Annotated in this window: 17 protein-coding genes and 1 riboswitch; of the genes, 14 read left to right on the top strand and 3 right to left on the bottom strand. The window is 72.7% G+C overall.

Annotated features, from left to right (window positions below):
• Positions 1 to 42 precede the first annotated feature (42 nt).
• The 7 genes from BLW83_RS00765 (at position 43) to cobJ (ending at position 7,944) form a co-directional block, all read left to right on the top strand.
• Entirely contained in the window at positions 43 to 402 is a 360-nt protein-coding gene (locus BLW83_RS00765) for a DUF1636 family protein (RefSeq protein ID WP_090844477.1), read from the top strand.
• Complete coding sequence (gene cobW / locus BLW83_RS00760; RefSeq protein WP_090844475.1) at positions 403 to 1,458, top strand: cobalamin biosynthesis protein CobW; 1,056 nt, start codon at positions 403 to 405, stop codon at positions 1,456 to 1,458. It begins immediately after the preceding gene.
• On the top strand, positions 1,458 to 4,679 hold the full coding sequence (gene cobN, locus BLW83_RS00755; protein WP_090844472.1) for a cobaltochelatase subunit CobN: 3,222 nt from the start codon (positions 1,458 to 1,460) through the stop codon (positions 4,677 to 4,679). The genes cobW and cobN overlap by 1 nt, the downstream gene beginning before the upstream one ends.
• Positions 4,680 to 4,756: 77 nt before the next feature.
• Positions 4,757 to 5,854 carry a precorrin-3B synthase gene (gene cobG / locus BLW83_RS00750; protein ID WP_281245501.1) on the top strand — a complete coding sequence of 366 codons (1,098 nt, stop codon included), beginning with the start codon at positions 4,757 to 4,759 and terminating at the stop codon, positions 5,852 to 5,854.
• Positions 5,838 to 6,467: a precorrin-8X methylmutase gene (locus BLW83_RS00745; RefSeq protein ID WP_090844469.1), complete on the top strand. Its 630-nt coding sequence runs from the start codon at positions 5,838 to 5,840 to the stop codon at positions 6,465 to 6,467. The genes cobG and BLW83_RS00745 overlap by 17 nt, the downstream gene beginning before the upstream one ends.
• Positions 6,467 to 7,204, top strand: coding sequence for a precorrin-2 C(20)-methyltransferase (cobI, locus tag BLW83_RS00740; RefSeq protein WP_090844466.1), 738 nt, complete (start codon positions 6,467 to 6,469; stop codon positions 7,202 to 7,204). Before BLW83_RS00745 ends, cobI begins: the two co-directional genes overlap by 1 nt.
• Positions 7,201 to 7,944 carry a precorrin-3B C(17)-methyltransferase gene (gene cobJ, locus BLW83_RS00735; protein ID WP_090844463.1) on the top strand — a complete coding sequence of 248 codons (744 nt, stop codon included), beginning with the start codon at positions 7,201 to 7,203 and terminating at the stop codon, positions 7,942 to 7,944. Before cobI ends, cobJ begins: the two co-directional genes overlap by 4 nt.
• Here cobJ and BLW83_RS00730 read toward each other — a convergent pair.
• Entirely contained in the window at positions 7,911 to 8,654 is a 744-nt protein-coding gene (locus tag BLW83_RS00730; RefSeq protein ID WP_090844460.1) for a cobalt-precorrin-6A reductase, read from the bottom strand. The genes cobJ and BLW83_RS00730 overlap by 34 nt on opposite strands.
• Here BLW83_RS00730 and cbiE point away from each other — a divergent pair.
• The 7 genes from cbiE (at position 8,653) to cysE (ending at position 14,963) form a co-directional block, all read left to right on the top strand.
• A complete protein-coding gene (gene cbiE / locus BLW83_RS00725) occupies positions 8,653 to 9,834 on the top strand; it encodes a precorrin-6y C5,15-methyltransferase (decarboxylating) subunit CbiE (RefSeq protein WP_090844457.1) in 1,182 nt (393 codons plus the stop codon). The two genes, BLW83_RS00730 and cbiE, sit on opposite strands and share 2 nt — an antisense overlap.
• Complete coding sequence (locus BLW83_RS00720; protein WP_090844453.1) at positions 9,831 to 10,181, top strand: cobalamin biosynthesis protein; 351 nt, start codon at positions 9,831 to 9,833, stop codon at positions 10,179 to 10,181. Before cbiE ends, BLW83_RS00720 begins: the two co-directional genes overlap by 4 nt.
• On the top strand, positions 10,178 to 10,951 hold the full coding sequence (gene cobM, locus BLW83_RS00715; RefSeq protein WP_090844450.1) for a precorrin-4 C(11)-methyltransferase: 774 nt from the start codon (positions 10,178 to 10,180) through the stop codon (positions 10,949 to 10,951). Before BLW83_RS00720 ends, cobM begins: the two co-directional genes overlap by 4 nt.
• Positions 10,948 to 12,261, top strand: coding sequence for a cobyrinic acid a,c-diamide synthase CobB (locus tag BLW83_RS00710; protein ID WP_090844447.1), 1,314 nt, complete (start codon positions 10,948 to 10,950; stop codon positions 12,259 to 12,261). Before cobM ends, BLW83_RS00710 begins: the two co-directional genes overlap by 4 nt.
• 54 nt (positions 12,262 to 12,315) lie before the next feature.
• Positions 12,316 to 12,506: riboswitch (cobalamin riboswitch) on the top strand.
• Between the two features lie 68 nt (positions 12,507 to 12,574).
• The gene (locus BLW83_RS00705) at positions 12,575 to 13,252 is read left to right on the top strand and encodes an energy-coupling factor ABC transporter permease (RefSeq protein ID WP_090845779.1); all 678 of its coding nucleotides are present in this window, start codon (positions 12,575 to 12,577) and stop codon (positions 13,250 to 13,252) included.
• A gap of 51 nt (positions 13,253 to 13,303) precedes the next feature.
• Positions 13,304 to 14,056: a precorrin-6A synthase (deacetylating) gene (gene cobF / locus BLW83_RS00700; RefSeq protein WP_090844445.1), complete on the top strand. Its 753-nt coding sequence runs from the start codon at positions 13,304 to 13,306 to the stop codon at positions 14,054 to 14,056.
• 85 nt (positions 14,057 to 14,141) lie between these two features.
• Entirely contained in the window at positions 14,142 to 14,963 is an 822-nt protein-coding gene (cysE, locus tag BLW83_RS00695; RefSeq protein ID WP_090844442.1) for a serine O-acetyltransferase, read from the top strand.
• 5 nt (positions 14,964 to 14,968) lie between these two features.
• On the opposite strand, the gene BLW83_RS00690 is transcribed toward cysE, so the two are convergent.
• Both BLW83_RS00690 and BLW83_RS15865 read right to left on the bottom strand, forming a co-directional pair.
• Positions 14,969 to 16,036, bottom strand: coding sequence for a quinone-dependent dihydroorotate dehydrogenase (locus tag BLW83_RS00690; protein WP_090844439.1), 1,068 nt, complete (start codon positions 16,034 to 16,036; stop codon positions 14,969 to 14,971).
• Positions 16,036 to 16,356, bottom strand: a complete 321-nt coding sequence (locus BLW83_RS15865; RefSeq protein WP_245728613.1) for a DUF952 domain-containing protein — start codon at positions 16,354 to 16,356, stop codon at positions 16,036 to 16,038. Before BLW83_RS15865 ends, BLW83_RS00690 begins: the two co-directional genes overlap by 1 nt.
• Positions 16,357 to 16,359 lie beyond the last annotated feature (3 nt).

The following is a 16,359-nucleotide window of genomic DNA, read 5'->3' as shown; positions in this document are numbered from 1 at the left end:
GTCCCCTTGCGTCATTGCCCCGTCCCTTTGGATGGGCGCGCGATGACGGTTACGCTGCATGTCTGCACCACCTGCCGGGCCGGGCTGCCGGTGGCCGAGGGCGAAAAGACCCCCGGCACCAGGCTGCTGGCGGCGCTGGCGCTGCACCAGGATCTGCCGCCCGATCTGCGGGTGGTGGGGGTGGCGTGCCTGTCGGCCTGCGACAATGGTTGCGCGGTGGCGCTGACCGGGCCGGGGCGCTGGTCCTATGTCTATGGCCGACTGTCCCCCGACGATGCCCCCGACATCCTTGCCGGCGCCCGCGCCTATGCCGCCGCCCCCGACGGGCTGTCGCCCTGGCGCGAGCGGCCGATGATCTTTCGCAAGCAGTCGCTTGCCCGCATCCCCCCGATGGAGAGCTGAATGTCCGATCTTGCCAAGACCCCCGTCACCGTCATCACCGGCTTTCTCGGCTCGGGAAAGACCACGCTCATCCGGCATCTGATGCAGAACCCGCAGGGCCGCCGGCTGGCGGTGCTGGTCAATGAATTCGGCACCGTCGGCGTCGACGGCGACATCCTGCGCGATTGCGCCGATGAGAACTGCCCGGCCGGCAATATCGTCGAGCTGGCCAACGGCTGCATCTGCTGCACCGTCGCCGATGATTTCATTCCCACCATTCAGGCGCTGCTGGCGCGCGAGCCTCGGCCCGATCACATCCTGATCGAGACCTCGGGGCTGGCGCTGCCCAAGCCGCTGCTCAAGGCGTTCGACTGGCCCGAGATCCGCTCGCGCATCACCGTGGACGGGGTGGTGGCGCTGGCCGATGCCGAGGCGGTGGCCGCGGGCCGCTTTGCCCCCGACCCCGAGGCGGTCGAGGCGCAGCGGGCGGCCGACGACAGCCTTGACCATGAAACGCCGCTTTCCGAGGTGTTCGAGGACCAGATTTCCTGCGCCGACCTGATCTTGCTGACCAAGGCCGATCTGGCAGGCGAGGCCGGGCTGGCCGCCGCGCGCAAGGCCATCGCGGCCGAGGCGCCGCGCCCGATCGTCATGCTTGCGGTGACCGACGGGGCGGTGGACCCTCGGGTGGTGCTGGGGCTGAACGCCGCAGCCGAGGACGACCTGGCCGCCCGCCCCAGCCACCATGACGGCGCCGACGACCACGAACACGATGATTTCGCCAGCGCGGTGATCGCGCTGCCCGAGATTGCTGATGGTGCCGCGCTGGCCGATGCGGTGGCGGCGCTGGGGCGCGAACACAAGGTGCTGCGGGTCAAGGGCCATGTCGCCGTCGCCGGCAAGCCGATGCGGCTGCTGGTGCAGGCGGTGGGGGCGCGGGTGCGCCAGCAGTTCGACCGCCCCTGGGGCGAGGCCCCGCGGCAGTCGCGGCTGGTGGTGATCGCCGAGCGCGGCGATCTGGACCCCGCCGCCATCGCCGCGCATCTGGGCGGCTCGGTTGAGGTCTCTGACCTCTGATGCATGTCGTCTTTCGCGAAAGCCACGGGCTTGAGGAAACCGCCGCCCCCTATGACCCCGGCCAGACCCCGGCGGACATGGTGGTGCTGTCGTTTTCCGACAGCGACCTGGGGGCTTTCGCAGAAGGCTGGCGAGGGATGGAAACCGGGGCCGGGCTGCGGCCGTCGCTGCGGTTGCAGAACCTGGTGGCGCTGCGCCATCCGGTGTCGGTCGACACCTATCTGGACAACACCCTGTCGGGGGCGCGGGCGATCCTGATCCGGCTGCTGGGGGGCGAAAGCTACTGGGCTTACGGGCTGGCCAGCGTGCAGGATCTGGCGCGCCGGCGGGGGATTGCGCTGGCCGTGCTGCCGGTGGACGGGCGCGAGGATCCGGCGCTGGCGGCGGCCTCGACCGTCGCGCCGGCGCTGCTGTCGCGGCTGACGGCGCTGTGCGACATGGGCGGGGCCGCGGCGGCGGGGGCGGCGTTGACGGAACTCGGGCGCGCCTGCGGGTTGACGCTGCCCATGCCGGGGCCGGTGGGTGAACTGCCCGAATGCGGCTGGTGGGACGCCGAGGAAGGCGTGACCGCCCGCCCCAAAGGCGACGGCCCCTGGGCGGTGGTGGTGTTCTATCGCAGCTATCTGGCCGCCGCCGATACCGACCCGGTGGCGGCGATGATCCATGCCCTGCGCGCGCGGGGGTTCCGGGCGGCGGGGCTGTTTGCGCCCTCGCTCAAGGGGGCCTCGGCCGCGTGGGTGGAACGCGAGCTGCGCGCGCTGTCCCCCGCCGCCATCGTCAATGCCACCGCGTTTTCCGCGCGTGAAGGCGGCGTGTCGCCGCTGGATGCGCCGGGTTGCCCGGTGCATCAGCTGGCCCTGTCCACCGCCCGCAGGCGGGACTGGGAAAGCGCGGCGCGCGGCCTGTCGCCTGCCGATCTGGCGATGCATGTGGTGCTGCCCGAGGTGGACGGGCGTATCCTCGCCGGGGTGGTCAGCTTCAAACACCCGACGCGGCGCGATGACGAGCTGCAATATTCCCGCTTTGTCCACCGCGCCGACCCGCAGCTTGTCGCCATGGCCGCCGACCGCGTGGCGGCGTGGCACCGGCTGGGCACGGTCCCGGTGGCGCAGCGGAAACTGGCGCTGGTGCTGTCCACCTATCCGGGCCGCCCCGACCAGATCGCCCATGCGGTGGGGCTGGATGCGCTGGCCTCGGCCGATGCGATGCTGCGGCTGCTGGGGGACCACGGCTGGACCTGCGCGCCGGGGGCGGCGCTGGCGCCCTCGCTGCAAGAAACCATCCGCTGGCCGCTGGCCGAGTATCTGCGGGCGCTGGCCGTGCTGCCGCAGGGGCTGCGCGACGATCTGACGACGGCCTGGGGCGCGCCCGAGGCCGACCCGGCGGTTGCGGAAGGCGCCTTTCATTTCGCCGCCGTCCGCCGCGGCAATGCGCTGGTCGCCTTGCAGCCCGAGCGCGGGCAGCCGCAGCTGCGCGAGGATGATTACCACGACCTGACCCGCACCCCGCGCCACCTCTATGTCGCCTTTTACCTGTGGTTGCGCTCGCAGGGGCTGCACGCGCTGGTGCATGTCGGCGCGCATGGGACGCTGGAATGGCTGCCGGGCAAGGCGGTGGCGCTGGGGCCGGACTGCTGGCCGCAGGCGTTGATTGGCGAGCTGCCGGTGATCTATCCCTTTATCGTCAACGACCCCGGCGAGGCCGCGCAGGCCAAGCGCCGCATCGGTGCGGTGACGCTGGGCCATGTGCCGCCGCCGCTGATACAGGCCGCGCTGCCCGAGGCGCTGGCCGGGCTGGAACGGCTGCTGGACGAATACGCCACCGCCGACGGGCTGGACCCTTCGCGCCGCACCCGGCTGATCGTGGCGATCCGGCAGGCGGCGCAGGCAGCGGGGGTCGAGGATGACCTGGCGATCCCCGCGGGTGCCTCGGCCGCCGAGGCGATCCCGCGCATCGACCGCTTTGTCTGCGATCTCAAGGAAAGCCGCTTTGGCGAGGGCTTGCATGTCTATGGCGCGGCGGCGGGCGAGGCTGCGGGGCTGCTGGCCGCGCTGGACGGGCGGCGGGTCGAGCCGGGGCCATCGGGGTCGCCCGCGCGGGGGCGCGGCGACGTGCTGCCCACCGGGCGCAACCTGTTTGCGGTCGATCCCCGCGCGGTGCCGACGCGCGCCGCCCATGCGCAGGGGGTGAAGCTGGCCGAGGAACTGCTGCGCGCGCATTTGCAGGATCACGGCGACTGGCCGCGCGGGCTGGTGGTGGATCTGTGGGGCTCGGCCTCGATGCGCACGGCGGGCGAGGAATTCGCCATGGCGCTGCATCTGGCCGGGCTGGCGCCGGTCTGGGACGGCGCCACCGGCCGCGTCACCGGGGTCGAGGTGGTGGCGCTGGCGCTGCTGGGGCGGCCGCGCATCGACGTGACGCTGCGGGTGTCGGGACTGTTTCGCGATATCTTTCCGGGGCTGGCGGGGTTGTTCGAGCTGGGCGCCGAGGCGCTGGCCGCGCGCGAGGAAACCGCCGCCGACAACCCCTATCTGTCCCGCGCGCCGCGGGTGTTCGGGCCGCGGCCGGGATCCTATGGGCTGGGGATGGGCGACGTGGCCGGGGATCTGTCCGACGCCGGGCGGCAGGCGGCGGGGCTGGCGTGGCTGGCGGGTTCGGAATGGGTGGTCGACGGGGCCGAGGGGCGGCGCGACCGCGCGGCGCTGGAATCGCGGCTGGCCGGGGCGGATGCGGTGGTGCATGTGCAGGATCTGGCGGAAACCGACCTGCTGATGGCCCCCGATTTCGCCGCGCATCAGGCCGGCGTGCTGGCGGCGCGGGCGGCGCTTGGCCTGCCGGATGCAGCGGCCTGGCATCTGGACAGCAGCCGGGTCGAGGCGCCGCGCGCCCGCCCCTTGGGCGCCGAGATCGCCCGCGTGGTCCGCGCCCGGGCCGCCAATCCCGACTGGGCCGCCGGCATGATGCGCCACGGTTTCCGCGGCGGCGCCGAGATCGCCGCCACGCTGGACAATCTTGCGGCATTCGCGCAGCTGACCCGTTCGGTGCCCGAGCATCTGTTCGATCTTTACCACGAGGCCACGCTGGGGCGCGACGAGGTGGTGGCGTTTCTCGACGCCGAAAACCCGCAGGCGCTGGCCATGCTGCGGGCGCGTTTCGACGCGCTGCGCGCGGGGGGGCTGTGGCGGGGGATGCGCAACTCGACGGGGGGTGAGCGGCTGTGAGCGAGGTCAGGGGGGGCGCGGCCCCCGTCTCCTGCGGAGACTCCCCCGGGGTATTTGGGCCAGAAAGAAGCCCCGTCGTGCAGGGTTGGTGCCCGGGGGCGTTGCGGCCGATGGCGTCGGGCGACGGGCTGGTGGTGCGCGTGCGGCCGCCGGGCGGGCGGCTGACGCAGGCGCAGGCCGCGGGGCTGGCGGCGTTGGCGGGCGCGCATGGCAGCGGCGTGATCGACCTGTCCTCGCGCGCCAATCTGCAACTGCGTGGGGTTCGGGAAGGCAGCCATGCGGCGCTGGTCGAGGGGCTGCGCGCCCTGGGGCTGGTGGATGCGTCGGTTGCGGCCGAGGCGCGGCGCAATATCGTGGTGACTCCGTTCACTGACGCGGCGGCGGATGCGCTGGCGGCAGAGCTGGCCGAGGCGCTGGCGGCGGCCTCGGATCTGGCGCTGCCCGGGAAATTCGGCTTTGCGGTGGATACGGGCGCGCGGCCGGTGCTGCGGGGCGTGTCGGCGGATGTGCGGATCGAGCGTCTGGGAGAGGCACTGCTGCTGCGCGCCGACGGGTTGGACGTGGGGCGGCTGACGAGCGATCCCGTTGCGGATATGCTGGCGCTGGCGCGCTGGTTCCTGCGTGCAGGAGGCGCCCCGCGGGGCCGGGGGCGGATGGCGGCGCTGGTGGCGCGCTGCCGGCCTGAGGGGTCCGAGGTGGTCCCCGCCGAGCCTGCGCCCGAGCCCGTGCCGGGGCTGGTGGCGCAAGGGGCGCTGGTGGGCCTCGCCTTCGGGCAGATGCAGGCCGGGACGCTGGCCGCGCTGGCTGCGGTGGGGCCGATCCGTGCCACCCCCTGGCGGATGCTGCTGGTCGAGGGGGTCTCGGTGCTGCCGCGCCTGCAAGGGCTGATCACCGACCCCGCCGACCCGTTGCGCCGCGTCGTCGCCTGCACCGGCGCGCCCCATTGCCCGCAGGCGCTGGGGCCGACCCGGGCGCTGGCACGCGCGCTGGCCCCGCAGCTACCGCCGGGCTGCCTGCTGCATGTTTCGGGCTGCGCCAAGGGCTGCGCCCATCCCCGCACCGCGGACCTGACGCTGGTCGCGCGCGGGCGGGGCTATGATCTTGTCCGCGCCGGCAGGGCGGCGGACCCGGCTTTCCTGTCATATCCCGGAACCCCCGATGCGCTACCAATATGAAACCGACGGGGCCGCGATCTATCGCGCCTCATTCGCCACCATCCGGGCCGAGGCCGATCTGGCCCGTTTCGATCCCGACGAGGAACCCGTGGCGGTGCGGATGATCCATGCCGCCGGGCTGGTCGGGTTGGAACGCGACATCCGCTTTTCGCCGGGCTTTGCAGCGGCGGCGCGGGCGGCGCTGGCCGCGGGGGCGCCGATCCTGTGCGATGCGCGCATGGTCAGCGAGGGCATCACCCGCGGCCGGCTGCCTGCCGACAACCCGGTGATCTGCACGCTGAACGACCCGCAGGTGCCGGCGCTGGCGGCGCAGCTGGGCAACACAAGATCCGCCGCGGCGGTCGAGCTGTGGCGCCCGCATCTGGCCGGCGCGGTGGTCGCCATCGGCAATGCGCCGACCGCGCTGTTCCATCTGCTCAACCTGCTTGAGGATCCCGGCTGGCCGCGCCCGGCCGCGATCATCGGCTGCCCGGTGGGCTTTGTCGGGGCCGCGGAATCCAAGGCGGCGCTGATGGCGGACCCGCCCGTGCCCGCCATGGCGGTGCTGGGCCGGCTGGGCGGCAGCGCGGTCACGGTCGCTGCGGTGAACGCGCTGGCATCAAGGGCCGAGTGATGGCGCGGATCATCTGCGCCGGGCTTGGCCCCGGCGACCCCGACCTGATGAGCGTGCGCGCCGACCGCGCCCTGCGCACCGCCCGCTGCATCGCCTATTTCCGCAAGCCCGGCCGCCCCGGCATGGCGCGGCGCATCGTTCAGGGGATGCTCGCCCCCGGCTGCGTCGAGCTGGCGATGGAATACCCCGTCACCACCGAGATCCCGCTGTCCGACCCCGCCTATAACGCGCAGCTTTCCGCGTTTTACGACCACTGGGCCGAGCGGTTGGCCGCATTGCCCGGCGAGGTGGTGGTGCTGTGCGAGGGCGACCCGTTCTTTTACGGCAGCTTCATGCATCTGCACCTGCGCCTGCAAGGCCGCTGCGAGATCGAGGTGATCCCCGGCATCACCGGCATGTCCGGCTGCTGGACGGCGACCGACATGCCGATCGCCTGGGGCGACGATGTGCTGACCGTGCTGATGGGCACGCTGGACGAGGACACCTTGGCCGCGCGCATGGCGGGCACCGACGCGCTGGTGGTGATGAAGACCGGGCGCAACCTGCCCAAGCTGCGCCGCGCGCTTTCCCGCGCCGGGCGGCTGGATGCGGCCTGGCTGGTCGAACGCGGCACCATGCCGGGGCAGCGCGTGCAGCGGCTGGTCGATTCGGACGCCGAGGTGGCGCCGTATTTCGCGATTCTGCTGGTGCACGGGCAGGGGCGGCGGCCGCTGGCCTTGCCGAGGGCCGCGGAATGAGCGGCTGGCTGGCCGTGGCCGGGCTGGGGCCGGGGGATGCGGCGCTGCTGACGCCTGAGGTGAGCGAGGCCCTGTCCCGCGCCACCGATATCGTCGGCTACGGCCCCTATGTGGCGCGGGTGTCGGCAAGGCCGGGGCTGGTGCTGCATCCCTCGGACAACCGGGTGGAACTCGACCGCGCCCGCCACGCGCTCGAACTGGCGGCGGCGGGGCGGCGGGTGGTGGTGGTGTCCTCGGGCGATCCGGGGGTGTTCGCCATGGCCTCGGCGCTGTTCGAGGCGGTCGAGGTCGAGCCGCGGTTTGCGGCGCTCGACATCAGCATCCTGCCGGGGATCACCGCGATGCTGGCCGCCGCCGCACGGCTGGGGGCGCCGCTGGGCCATGATTTCGCAGCGATCAACCTGTCTGACAACCTCAAGCCCTTTGCGCTGGTGGAACGGCGGGTGCTGGCGGCGGCGCAGGCGGGGTTCGCGCTGGCGTTCTACAACCCCCGTTCGGCCGCGCGGCCGCATCAATTCGCGCGGGTGCTGGACCTGCTGCGCGGCTGCTGCGAGCCGGGGCGGCTGATCGCCTTTGCCCGCGCCGTGACCACGCCGGACGAATCGCTGCAAGTGGTGACGCTGGCCGAGGCGGTGCCCGAGATGGCCGACATGCGCACCGTGGTGCTGGTCGGCAATGCGGACACGCGCAGGGTGGGGCGCTGGATCTATACCCCTCGTTCGGCGGGGGGCGTGCGATGAAGCCACGCCATCGCCTGCGCGGCCGAAGCCACGGTTTCCCTTGCCGGGATCTCGGGGCGCGCGACCATCACCACCGGCAGGCGCAGTGCCCGGGCGGCGTCGAGCTTGGCGCGCGCGCCCTCGCCGCCGGCATTCTTGGCGACCACGATCTGGATGCGGTGGTCGCGCATCAGCGCCATGTCGCCTGCTGGCGTAAAGGGGCCGCGGTCGACCACGCGGCTGGCGCGGGGCAGGGGCACCGGCTCTGGGTCGACAAAGCGCAGCAGCCAGCGATGCGGCAGGCCGGCAAAGGCGTCGAGGTTCTGGCGGCCGATGGCGAGGAACACATTCGCCGGGGTCCGGGGCAGGGCCGCGGCCGCGGCGGCCAGATCGGGGACCGGCGTCCAGTCGTCGCCGGCGGCCTGCACCCATGCGGGACGTTCCAGCGCCAGCAGCGGCACCCCCGCCGCCGCACAGGCCGCAACCGCGTTGCGGCTGATGCTGGCGGCAAAGGGGTGGGTGGCGTCGATCACATGGGTAAACCCGTCCTCGCGCAGATGCAGGGCCAGCCCCTCAACCCCGCCGAAGCCGCCGATGCGCAGCGGCAGCGGCTGCGGGCGCGGCGTGTTGGTGCGGCCGGCATAGGAATACAGCGCCTCGACCCCGGCCTCGGCCAGCGCGCGGGCCATGGCGGCGGCCTCGGTCGTGCCGCCCAGCAGCAGAACCCGCATGTCTGATCCCTGGCTGTCCATCATCGGTCTGGGCGAAGATGGCCTGTCCGGCCTGTCGCCTGCAAGCCGTGCCGCGCTGGACGGCGCCGAAATCGTGTTCGGCGGGCCTCGGCATTTGCGGCTGGCGCAGGCGGGGCAGCGCGGGCGGGCGTGGCCGGTGCCTTTTGATGTTGCGCCGGTGCTGGCCTGCCGGGGGCAGCGCGTGGCGGTGCTGGCCTCGGGCGATCCGTTCTGGCACGGGGCGGGCGGCAGTCTGGCGGCACAGCTTGCCCCCGGCGAGTGGCGGGCGTTCCCGGCGCCGTCCAGCTTTTCGCTGGCCGCGGCACGGCTGGGCTGGCGGATCGAGGATACCGCCTGTCTCGGCCTGCACGCCGCGCCGTATGAGCGGCTGTTGCCGGTGCTGCGCCCGGGGGCGCGGGCGATGCTGCTGCTGCGCGACGGGCAGGCCCCGGCGGCGCTGGCGGCATGGCTGGCGGCGCGCGGCTGGGGGGCGTCCACGCTGTGGGTGCTGGAGGCGCTCGGCGGCCCGCGCGAACGCATCCGTCAGGCGACGGCGGCGGGGTTCGACCTGCACCTGACGCGGCCGCCGGTGGCGGTGGCGTTGCAGGCCGCGGGCGGCGTCGCGCGCCGGGCGGGGCCGGGGCTGCCCGACGATGGCTTTCAGCATGACGGCCAGATCACCCGCGCGCCGGTCCGCGCCCTGACGCTGGCGGCGCTGGCGCCGCGGGCGGGGGCGCTGCTGTGGGATCTGGGCGCGGGGTCCGGTTCGGTGGCGGTGGAATGGGCGCTAGCGGGCGGCCGCGCGGTGGCGGTTGAGCGTCGCGCCGACCGCTTGGCAAACATCCTTGCAAACATCAAAGGCTTCGGGCTGGCCGAGGCGGTCTCGGCCCTGCATTCCGACAGTATTTCCGCCTTGCCCGGCCTGCCCGACCCCGATGCGGTGTTCGTCGGCGGCGGGCTGACCGCGGCGCTGGCCGCGGCGCTGTGGGCGCGCATTCCCCCCGGCACAACGCTGGTCGCCAATGCGGTGACCCTGGAAACCGAGGCGCTGCTGGCCGGGCTGCACGCAAGCCACGGCGGCACAATGCTGCGGATCGAGCTGGCCGAGGCCGCCCCCCTTGGCGGGTTGCGCGGCTGGCAGCCGGCGCGGCCGGTGGTGCAATGGGCGGTGACGCGATGAGGGTCGCGGGCTTCGGGATGAACAGCCGCGCCACCATTGCCTCGCTGCGCGCGGCGCTGGCCGCCGCCGGCCCGGCCGATACGCTGGCGGCGCTGCCCGACCACGCCGCGGAGGTCGCCGCGCTGGCGCGGGCGCTTGACCTGCCGCTGATCACGGTCGCCTCGGTCGCCGGTATCCCCACGCTTTCGCAATCCCCCCGCAGCCTCGCCGCCCACCACACCGGCAGCGTGGCCGAGGCCGTCGCGCTGGCCGCCGCCGGCCCCGGCGCGCGGCTGCTCGCCCCCCGCGCGATGTCCCCCGACCGCTGCGCCACCTGCGCCATCGCCCAGACAGGAACCCACGCATGACCGTCCATTTCATCGGCGCCGGCCCCGGTGCCGCCGACCTTATCACCCTGCGCGGGCGCGACCTGATCGCGGGCGCGCAGGTCTGTCTTTATGCCGGGTCGCTGGTGCCGCAGGCGCTGCTGCAACACTGCCCGCCGGGCGCGCGGATCGTGAACACCGCGCCCTTGTCGCTGGACGAGATCATCGCCGAGATCGCCGCCGCCCATGAGGCCGGCCACGACGTGGCGCGGCTGCATTCGGGCGACCTGTCGGTGTGGTCGGCGATGGGCGAGCAGCTGCGGCGGCTGCGTGCGCTGGGGATCCCCTATGACGTGACGCCCGGGGTGCCCGCTTTCGCGGCTGCCGCCGCCGCGCTGGGGGCGGAGCTGACCCTGCCCGGGGTCGCGCAATCGCTGGTGCTGACGCGGACCTCGGGGCGGGCCTCGGCCATGCCCGAGGGCGAGACCCTGGCCGCATTCGCCGCCACCGGGGCGACGCTGGCGATCCATCTGTCGGTGCATGTGCTGGACCGGGTGATCGCGGAACTCACACCGCATTACGGCGGCGATTGCCCGGTGGCGGTGGTGTTCCGCGCCAGCTGGCCCGACCAGCGCATCCTCCGCGCCACGCTGGCGACGCTGGACCCTTCGCTGGGGATGGGCGAGCGCACCGGGCTGATCCTGGTCGGCCCGGCGCTGGCGCAGGAAGGCTTTGCCGAAAGCCGGCTTTACGCGGGCGATTACGACCGCCGCTTCCGCCCCGTGGGCGCCCGGCCGAGGTTCCCGGAATGAGCGCGGCGACGCCTGGGCTGATCGTCGCCGCGCCCGCATCCGGGACCGGCAAGACCACCGTGGCGCTGGGGCTGATGGCGGCGTTTCGCGGGCAGGGGCTGGCGGTGCAGCCCTTCAAGAACGGCCCCGATTACATCGACCCGGGGTTTCACGCCGCGGCGACCGGGCGGCAGTCCTTCAACCTTGACAGCTGGGCGATGGCGGCGCCGCGCATCGCCGGGCTGGTCGGTGCGGCAGAGGATGCGGATCTGGCGATCGCCGAGGGCTCGATGGGGCTGTTCGACGGGGTGGCGCTGCCGGGCGAGGCCGGCACCGGCAGCGGGGCAGAACTGGCGGCGCTGACCGGTTGGCCGGTGCTGCTGGTGCTGGATGTATCCGGGCAGGCGCAATCGGCGGCGGCGACCGCGCTGGGGTTCGCGCGGCTGCGTCCGGGCCTGCAACTGGCGGGGGTGGTGCTGAACCGCGTGGCCTCAGGCCGCCACGATGCGCTGGTGCGCGACGGCATGGCGCAGGCGGGCATCACCGTGCTGGGGGCGCTGCCCCGCCGCCCCGATCTGGAGCTGCCCGAGCGGCATCTGGGGCTGGTGCAGGCCGAGGAACAGTCGGACCTGACCGCCCGCATCGACGCGCTGGCCGAGTTCATCGCCGCGCATTGCGATCTGGCCGTGATAAGGGCGGCGGCAAGCGGCATCCTGTCCCCCGCCGCGCCCCTGCCGGTCACGCCCCCCGGGCAGCGCATCGCGCTGGCGCGGGACGCGGCGTTTTCCTTTGTCTATCCGCATCTGCTGGCCGGCTGGCGGGCGGCGGGGGCCGAGGTGGTGACGTTCTCGCCGCTGGCCGATCAGGGGCCGGACGCTGCGGCTGATGTCTGCTGGCTGCCCGGCGGCTACCCTGAACTGCACGCCGGGCGGCTGGCGGCGGCCGGGAATTTCCACCGTGCGCTGGCGGATTTCGCCGCCACCCGCCCGGTGCATGGCGAATGCGGCGGCTATATGGTGCTGGGGCAGGGGCTGGTGGCGGCGGATGGCGCGCGGCATCGCATGACCGGGCTGCTGGGGCTGGAAACCAGCTTTGCCAAGCGCCGGATGAACCTGGGCTACCGGCTGGCCGAGCTGCGCGTGCCGATGCCCGGCCACCCGCCGGGGACGCGGCTGCGCGGGCATGAGTTCCACTATGCCACCACCATCGCCCAGCCCGACGCTGCGCTGGCGCTGGTCCGGGACGCGACGGGGGCGGAACTGCCCGGAACCGGCTCGCGCCGGGGGCATGTCACGGGGACGTTCTTTCACCTGATCGCGGCGGCAAGCTAGTCGTCCGGGCGCGTGATCCTTGACGCAAACCGCGCGTGCTGGCACATCGCAACGGACGGTTCCCCAAGCCGGAAAAACCGCACGGGGATGAAAAGGGAACGCGGTGAGGTGTAGCCATCAGGCGCCAACTCCGCGACTGCCCCCGCAACTGTAAGCGGCGAGCCGCCCCCGATTGCGCCACTGGCCCCATGGGTCGGGAAGGACAGGGGACCGGCCCCGACCCGCGAGTCAGGAGACCTGCCGTCAAAGCCACGGGGCGCATTCCGTCCCGGTCAACCACATTGCCGTCGGGGATGACGGGCAGGAGGGATACATGCATATCGAACCGGGCGTCGTCGACGCCGCCAAAATCGTGCTGAGCTACGCGACCGCCGCGGGGGCCGCGGGCTATGCCGGCTGGATCAGCCTGCGCGCGATCCGCGAACAGGGCGCGGGCTCGCTGCTGCTGCGCAGCGGGCTGGCCACCGCCGCCGTCTTCACCTTTTTCGAGCTGCTGCCGCATTTCCCGGTCGGCGTCAGCGAGGTGCATTTCATCCTTGGCTCGACGCTGCTTTTGCTGTTCGGGGCGGCGCCGGCGGCGATCGGGCTGGCGCTGGGGCTGCTGGTGCAAGGGTTGTTCTTTGCCCCCTTCGACCTGCCGCAATTCGGGATGAACCTGACCACGCTGCTGGTGCCGCTGTTCGGGATCGAGGCGCTGGCGCGGCGCATCATCGCGCCGGGCACCCCCTATGTCGACCTGCGCTATGGGCAGGCGCTGGCGCTGTCCACGACCTATCAGGCGGGCGTGGTCGCCTGGGTGGCGTTCTGGGTGCTTTACGGGCAGGGGCTGTCGGTCGACACGCTGGCCTCGATCGGCACCTTTGGCGCCGCCTATATGCTGGTGATCGTGATCGAGCCGCTGGCCGATCTGGCGGTGCTGGCGGCAGCGAAATCGCTGCGCGGCCTGCGCGGCTCGGCGCTGGTCACGCGGCGGCTGCATCACGCGGCCTGAACCCGTCCGGCGCGGCCTTTGGCGGGCCGCGCCATTACAGATGAGGCAGGCATGGAGCTGCTGCTGATCGGCATCGGCACCGGCAACCCCGATCACCTGACGCGCGAGGCAGAGGCCGCGCTGCGTTCGGCCGATCTGGTGCTGATCCCCGACAAGGGCGAGGACAAGGCGGAACTGGCCGCGCTGCGCGACGCGATCTGCGACGCGGTGGCGCCCATGGTCCCGCGCGGGCGCTTTGTGGTGCCCGCGCGCCGGGCGGATGCGGGCTATCTGGCAGGGGTCGAGGACTGGCACGATGCGCTGGCCGCCGCATGGGTCGCGGCCATCCCCCCCGGCACCGGGCGGGTGGCGCTGCTGGTCTGGGGCGACCCCTCGCTTTACGATTCCACCCTGCGCATTGCGGCGCGGCTGCGCCCGGCGCCGCTTGTGCGGGTGGTGCCCGGCATCACCGCGTTGCAGGCGCTGACCGCGGCGCATGGGATTGCGCTGAACGATCTGGGCCGCCCCGTGGTCATCACCACCGGCCGGCAGCTGCGCGACCATGGCTGGCCGCCCGGCGTCGACCGGGTGGCGGTGATGCTGGACGGGGATTGCGCGTTCCGCTTGCTGGACCCGGCGGGCGTCAGCATCTGGTGGGGCGCCTGCGTCGGCATGGCGCGGCAGCTGCTGGACCACGGCCCGCTGGCCGAGGCCGGGCCCCGCATCATTGCCGCCCGCGCCGAGGCCCGCGCCCGCCACGGCTGGGTGATGGACATCTATCTGCTGGCCCGGCACCCTGATTTTGCCCCTGAATCCGGCCCTTGATGCGACGCCAAGCCTTTCGGTCGCCCGCCGTCTGCCCTAGATGATGGGCAATGACCCCAGAAGGAGCCGCTTCATGGATGGAGACATGGACGCTCAGGCTTTCAGGAAACCCGCAGTCCCGCCCGGCGGGCTGTGGCCGCATATCCAGGCCGAGGCCGCCGCCGCCGTGCAGGCCGAGCCGCTGCTGGGCGCGCTGATCCACGCCGGGCTGCTGCACCACCAAAGCTTTCGCGCGGCGCTGGCCTATCGGTTTTCGCTGAAACTGGCCTCGGGCGAGATGAGCGAACAGATCCTGCGCGAGATCGCCGACGACGCCCATCGCCGCAGCCCGGCGCTGGCCCGCGCGGCCGAGGCCGACCTGCGCGCCGTCTATGAGCGCGACCCCGCCTGCCACCGGCTGATGCAGCCGATGCTGTTTTTCAAGGGGTTCCAGGCGCTGCAAGCTTACCGCATCGGACACTGGCTGTGGGACAACGACCGCCGCGACATGGCGTATTTCGTGCAGATGCGCTGTTCCGAGGTGTTCGGCGTCGATATCCACCCGGCCGCGCGGATCGGCACCGGGGTGATGATCGACCACGCCCATTCCATCGTGATCGGGGAAACCGCGGTGGTCGGCGACAATGTCTCGATGCTGCATTCGGTGACGCTGGGCGGCACCGGCAAGGAAGACGGCGACCGCCACCCCAAGATCGGCGAAGGCGTGATGATCGGGGCCGGGGCCAAGGTGCTGGGCAATATCTCGGTCGGGCATCACAGCCGCGTGGCGGCGGGCTCGGTGGTGCTGACCGATATTCCGCCCTGCAAGACCGTGGCCGGGGTGCCGGCGCGGATCGTGGGCGATGCGGGCTGCGACACGCCATCCGACACGATGGAGCAGATCATCGGGCTTGAGGGGATCGTCTAGCCCCTTCAGGCGGCCCAGCGGTCGGCGGCGCTGCCGGTCAGCGCCGCAAGCGTGGTGTTTTCGGCCCCCAGCCGCGCATCCAGCCCGCGGGCGATGCGGTCGGCCAGCGAAAACCCCTGATAGATCAGCGCGCTGTAGATCTGGACGAATGAGGCGCCGGCCTCGATCTTGGCCCAGGCCTCGTCCACGGAACCCACGCCGCCGACCCCGATGATCGGCAGTTTCCCGTCCAGATGCCGGTAAAGCCGGGCGAGGATCCTTGTCGACATCCGAAACAGCGGCGCGCCGGACAGCCCGCCCGTTTGGCCCGCGTGGCGCGAGGCCAGCCCGTTGCGGGTCAGGGTGGTGTTGGTGGCGATGGCGCCGTCGATGCCGCTGTCGCGCAGCACTGCGGCGAGTTCGGCCAAAGCGGCCTCGTCCAGGTCGGGGGCGATCTTGACGAACACCGGGGGGCGCGCGGCCGATGCGTCGCGCGCGTCCAACACGCCGCGGATCAGCGCCGCCAGCGCCCGCGCCCCTTGCAGGTCGCGCAGCTTTTCGGTGTTGGGGGAACTGACGTTGATGGTCAGGAAATCCGCCGCGCCTGCGGCAAGGCTGGCGACATGGGCGAAATCCGCGGCGCGGTCGGCGCTGTCCTTGTTGGCGCCGATATTCAGCCCGACCGGCACCGGCCCGCGTTTGCGCGCCGCCAGCCGGGCGCAGATCGCCTCGGCCCCCTCGTTGTTGAAGCCGAAGCGGTTGATGATCGCCCGGTCCTCGGTCAGGCGGAACAGCCGCGGTTTCGGGTTGCCGGGCTGGGCGCGCGGGGTGGCGGCGCCGACCTCGACAAAGCCGAAACCGGCGCGGGTCAGCGGCGCGATCACGCGGGCGTTCTTGTCATAGCCCGCAGCCAGCCCGACCGGGTTCGGCAGCGCCATCCCGGCCAGCGTGGTGGCCAAACGATCCGAGGTGAACGCCCGCCCCGGCAGCGGCACCAGCCCCATCGCCAGCGCGCGGATCGACAGGTCGTGCGCGCGTTCGGGGTCCAGCCGGAACAGGGCGGCGCGGCCCGCTTGCTCGATCAGTGAGGACATCAGAGATCTCCGGTCAGGTGGTGGCCGTCGGGGCCAAGGGGCAGGGGGCGGTGCCACATCAAATCGGCCAGCCGCAGGGCGCGGTAAAGATGCGGAAACAATGCGTTCTTGCGCGAGGGTTCCCAGCGCAGCGCCGGGCCAAGCGCGGCGGCGTCGCAGGCAAGCAGTTGCAGCCCTTGCGCGCCGGCGAAATGCTTGCCCAGGGTTTCGGGCAGCTGCGGGGCGCTGGACAGATGCACATAGCCGTCGGCCAGATCGACCGGGGCGCCGGCGGTTTCACCCTGCGCTTGCAACGCAGCCCATTCATCGGCGCGCAGCACCTT

This window comes from Paracoccus alkenifer (genome assembly GCF_900108405.1).
Taxonomy (GTDB): Bacteria; Pseudomonadota; Alphaproteobacteria; order Rhodobacterales; family Rhodobacteraceae; genus Paracoccus; species Paracoccus alkenifer.
The sequence above is the reverse complement of the archived record's forward strand: the minus strand, read 5'-3'. Positions and strand labels throughout refer to the sequence as shown.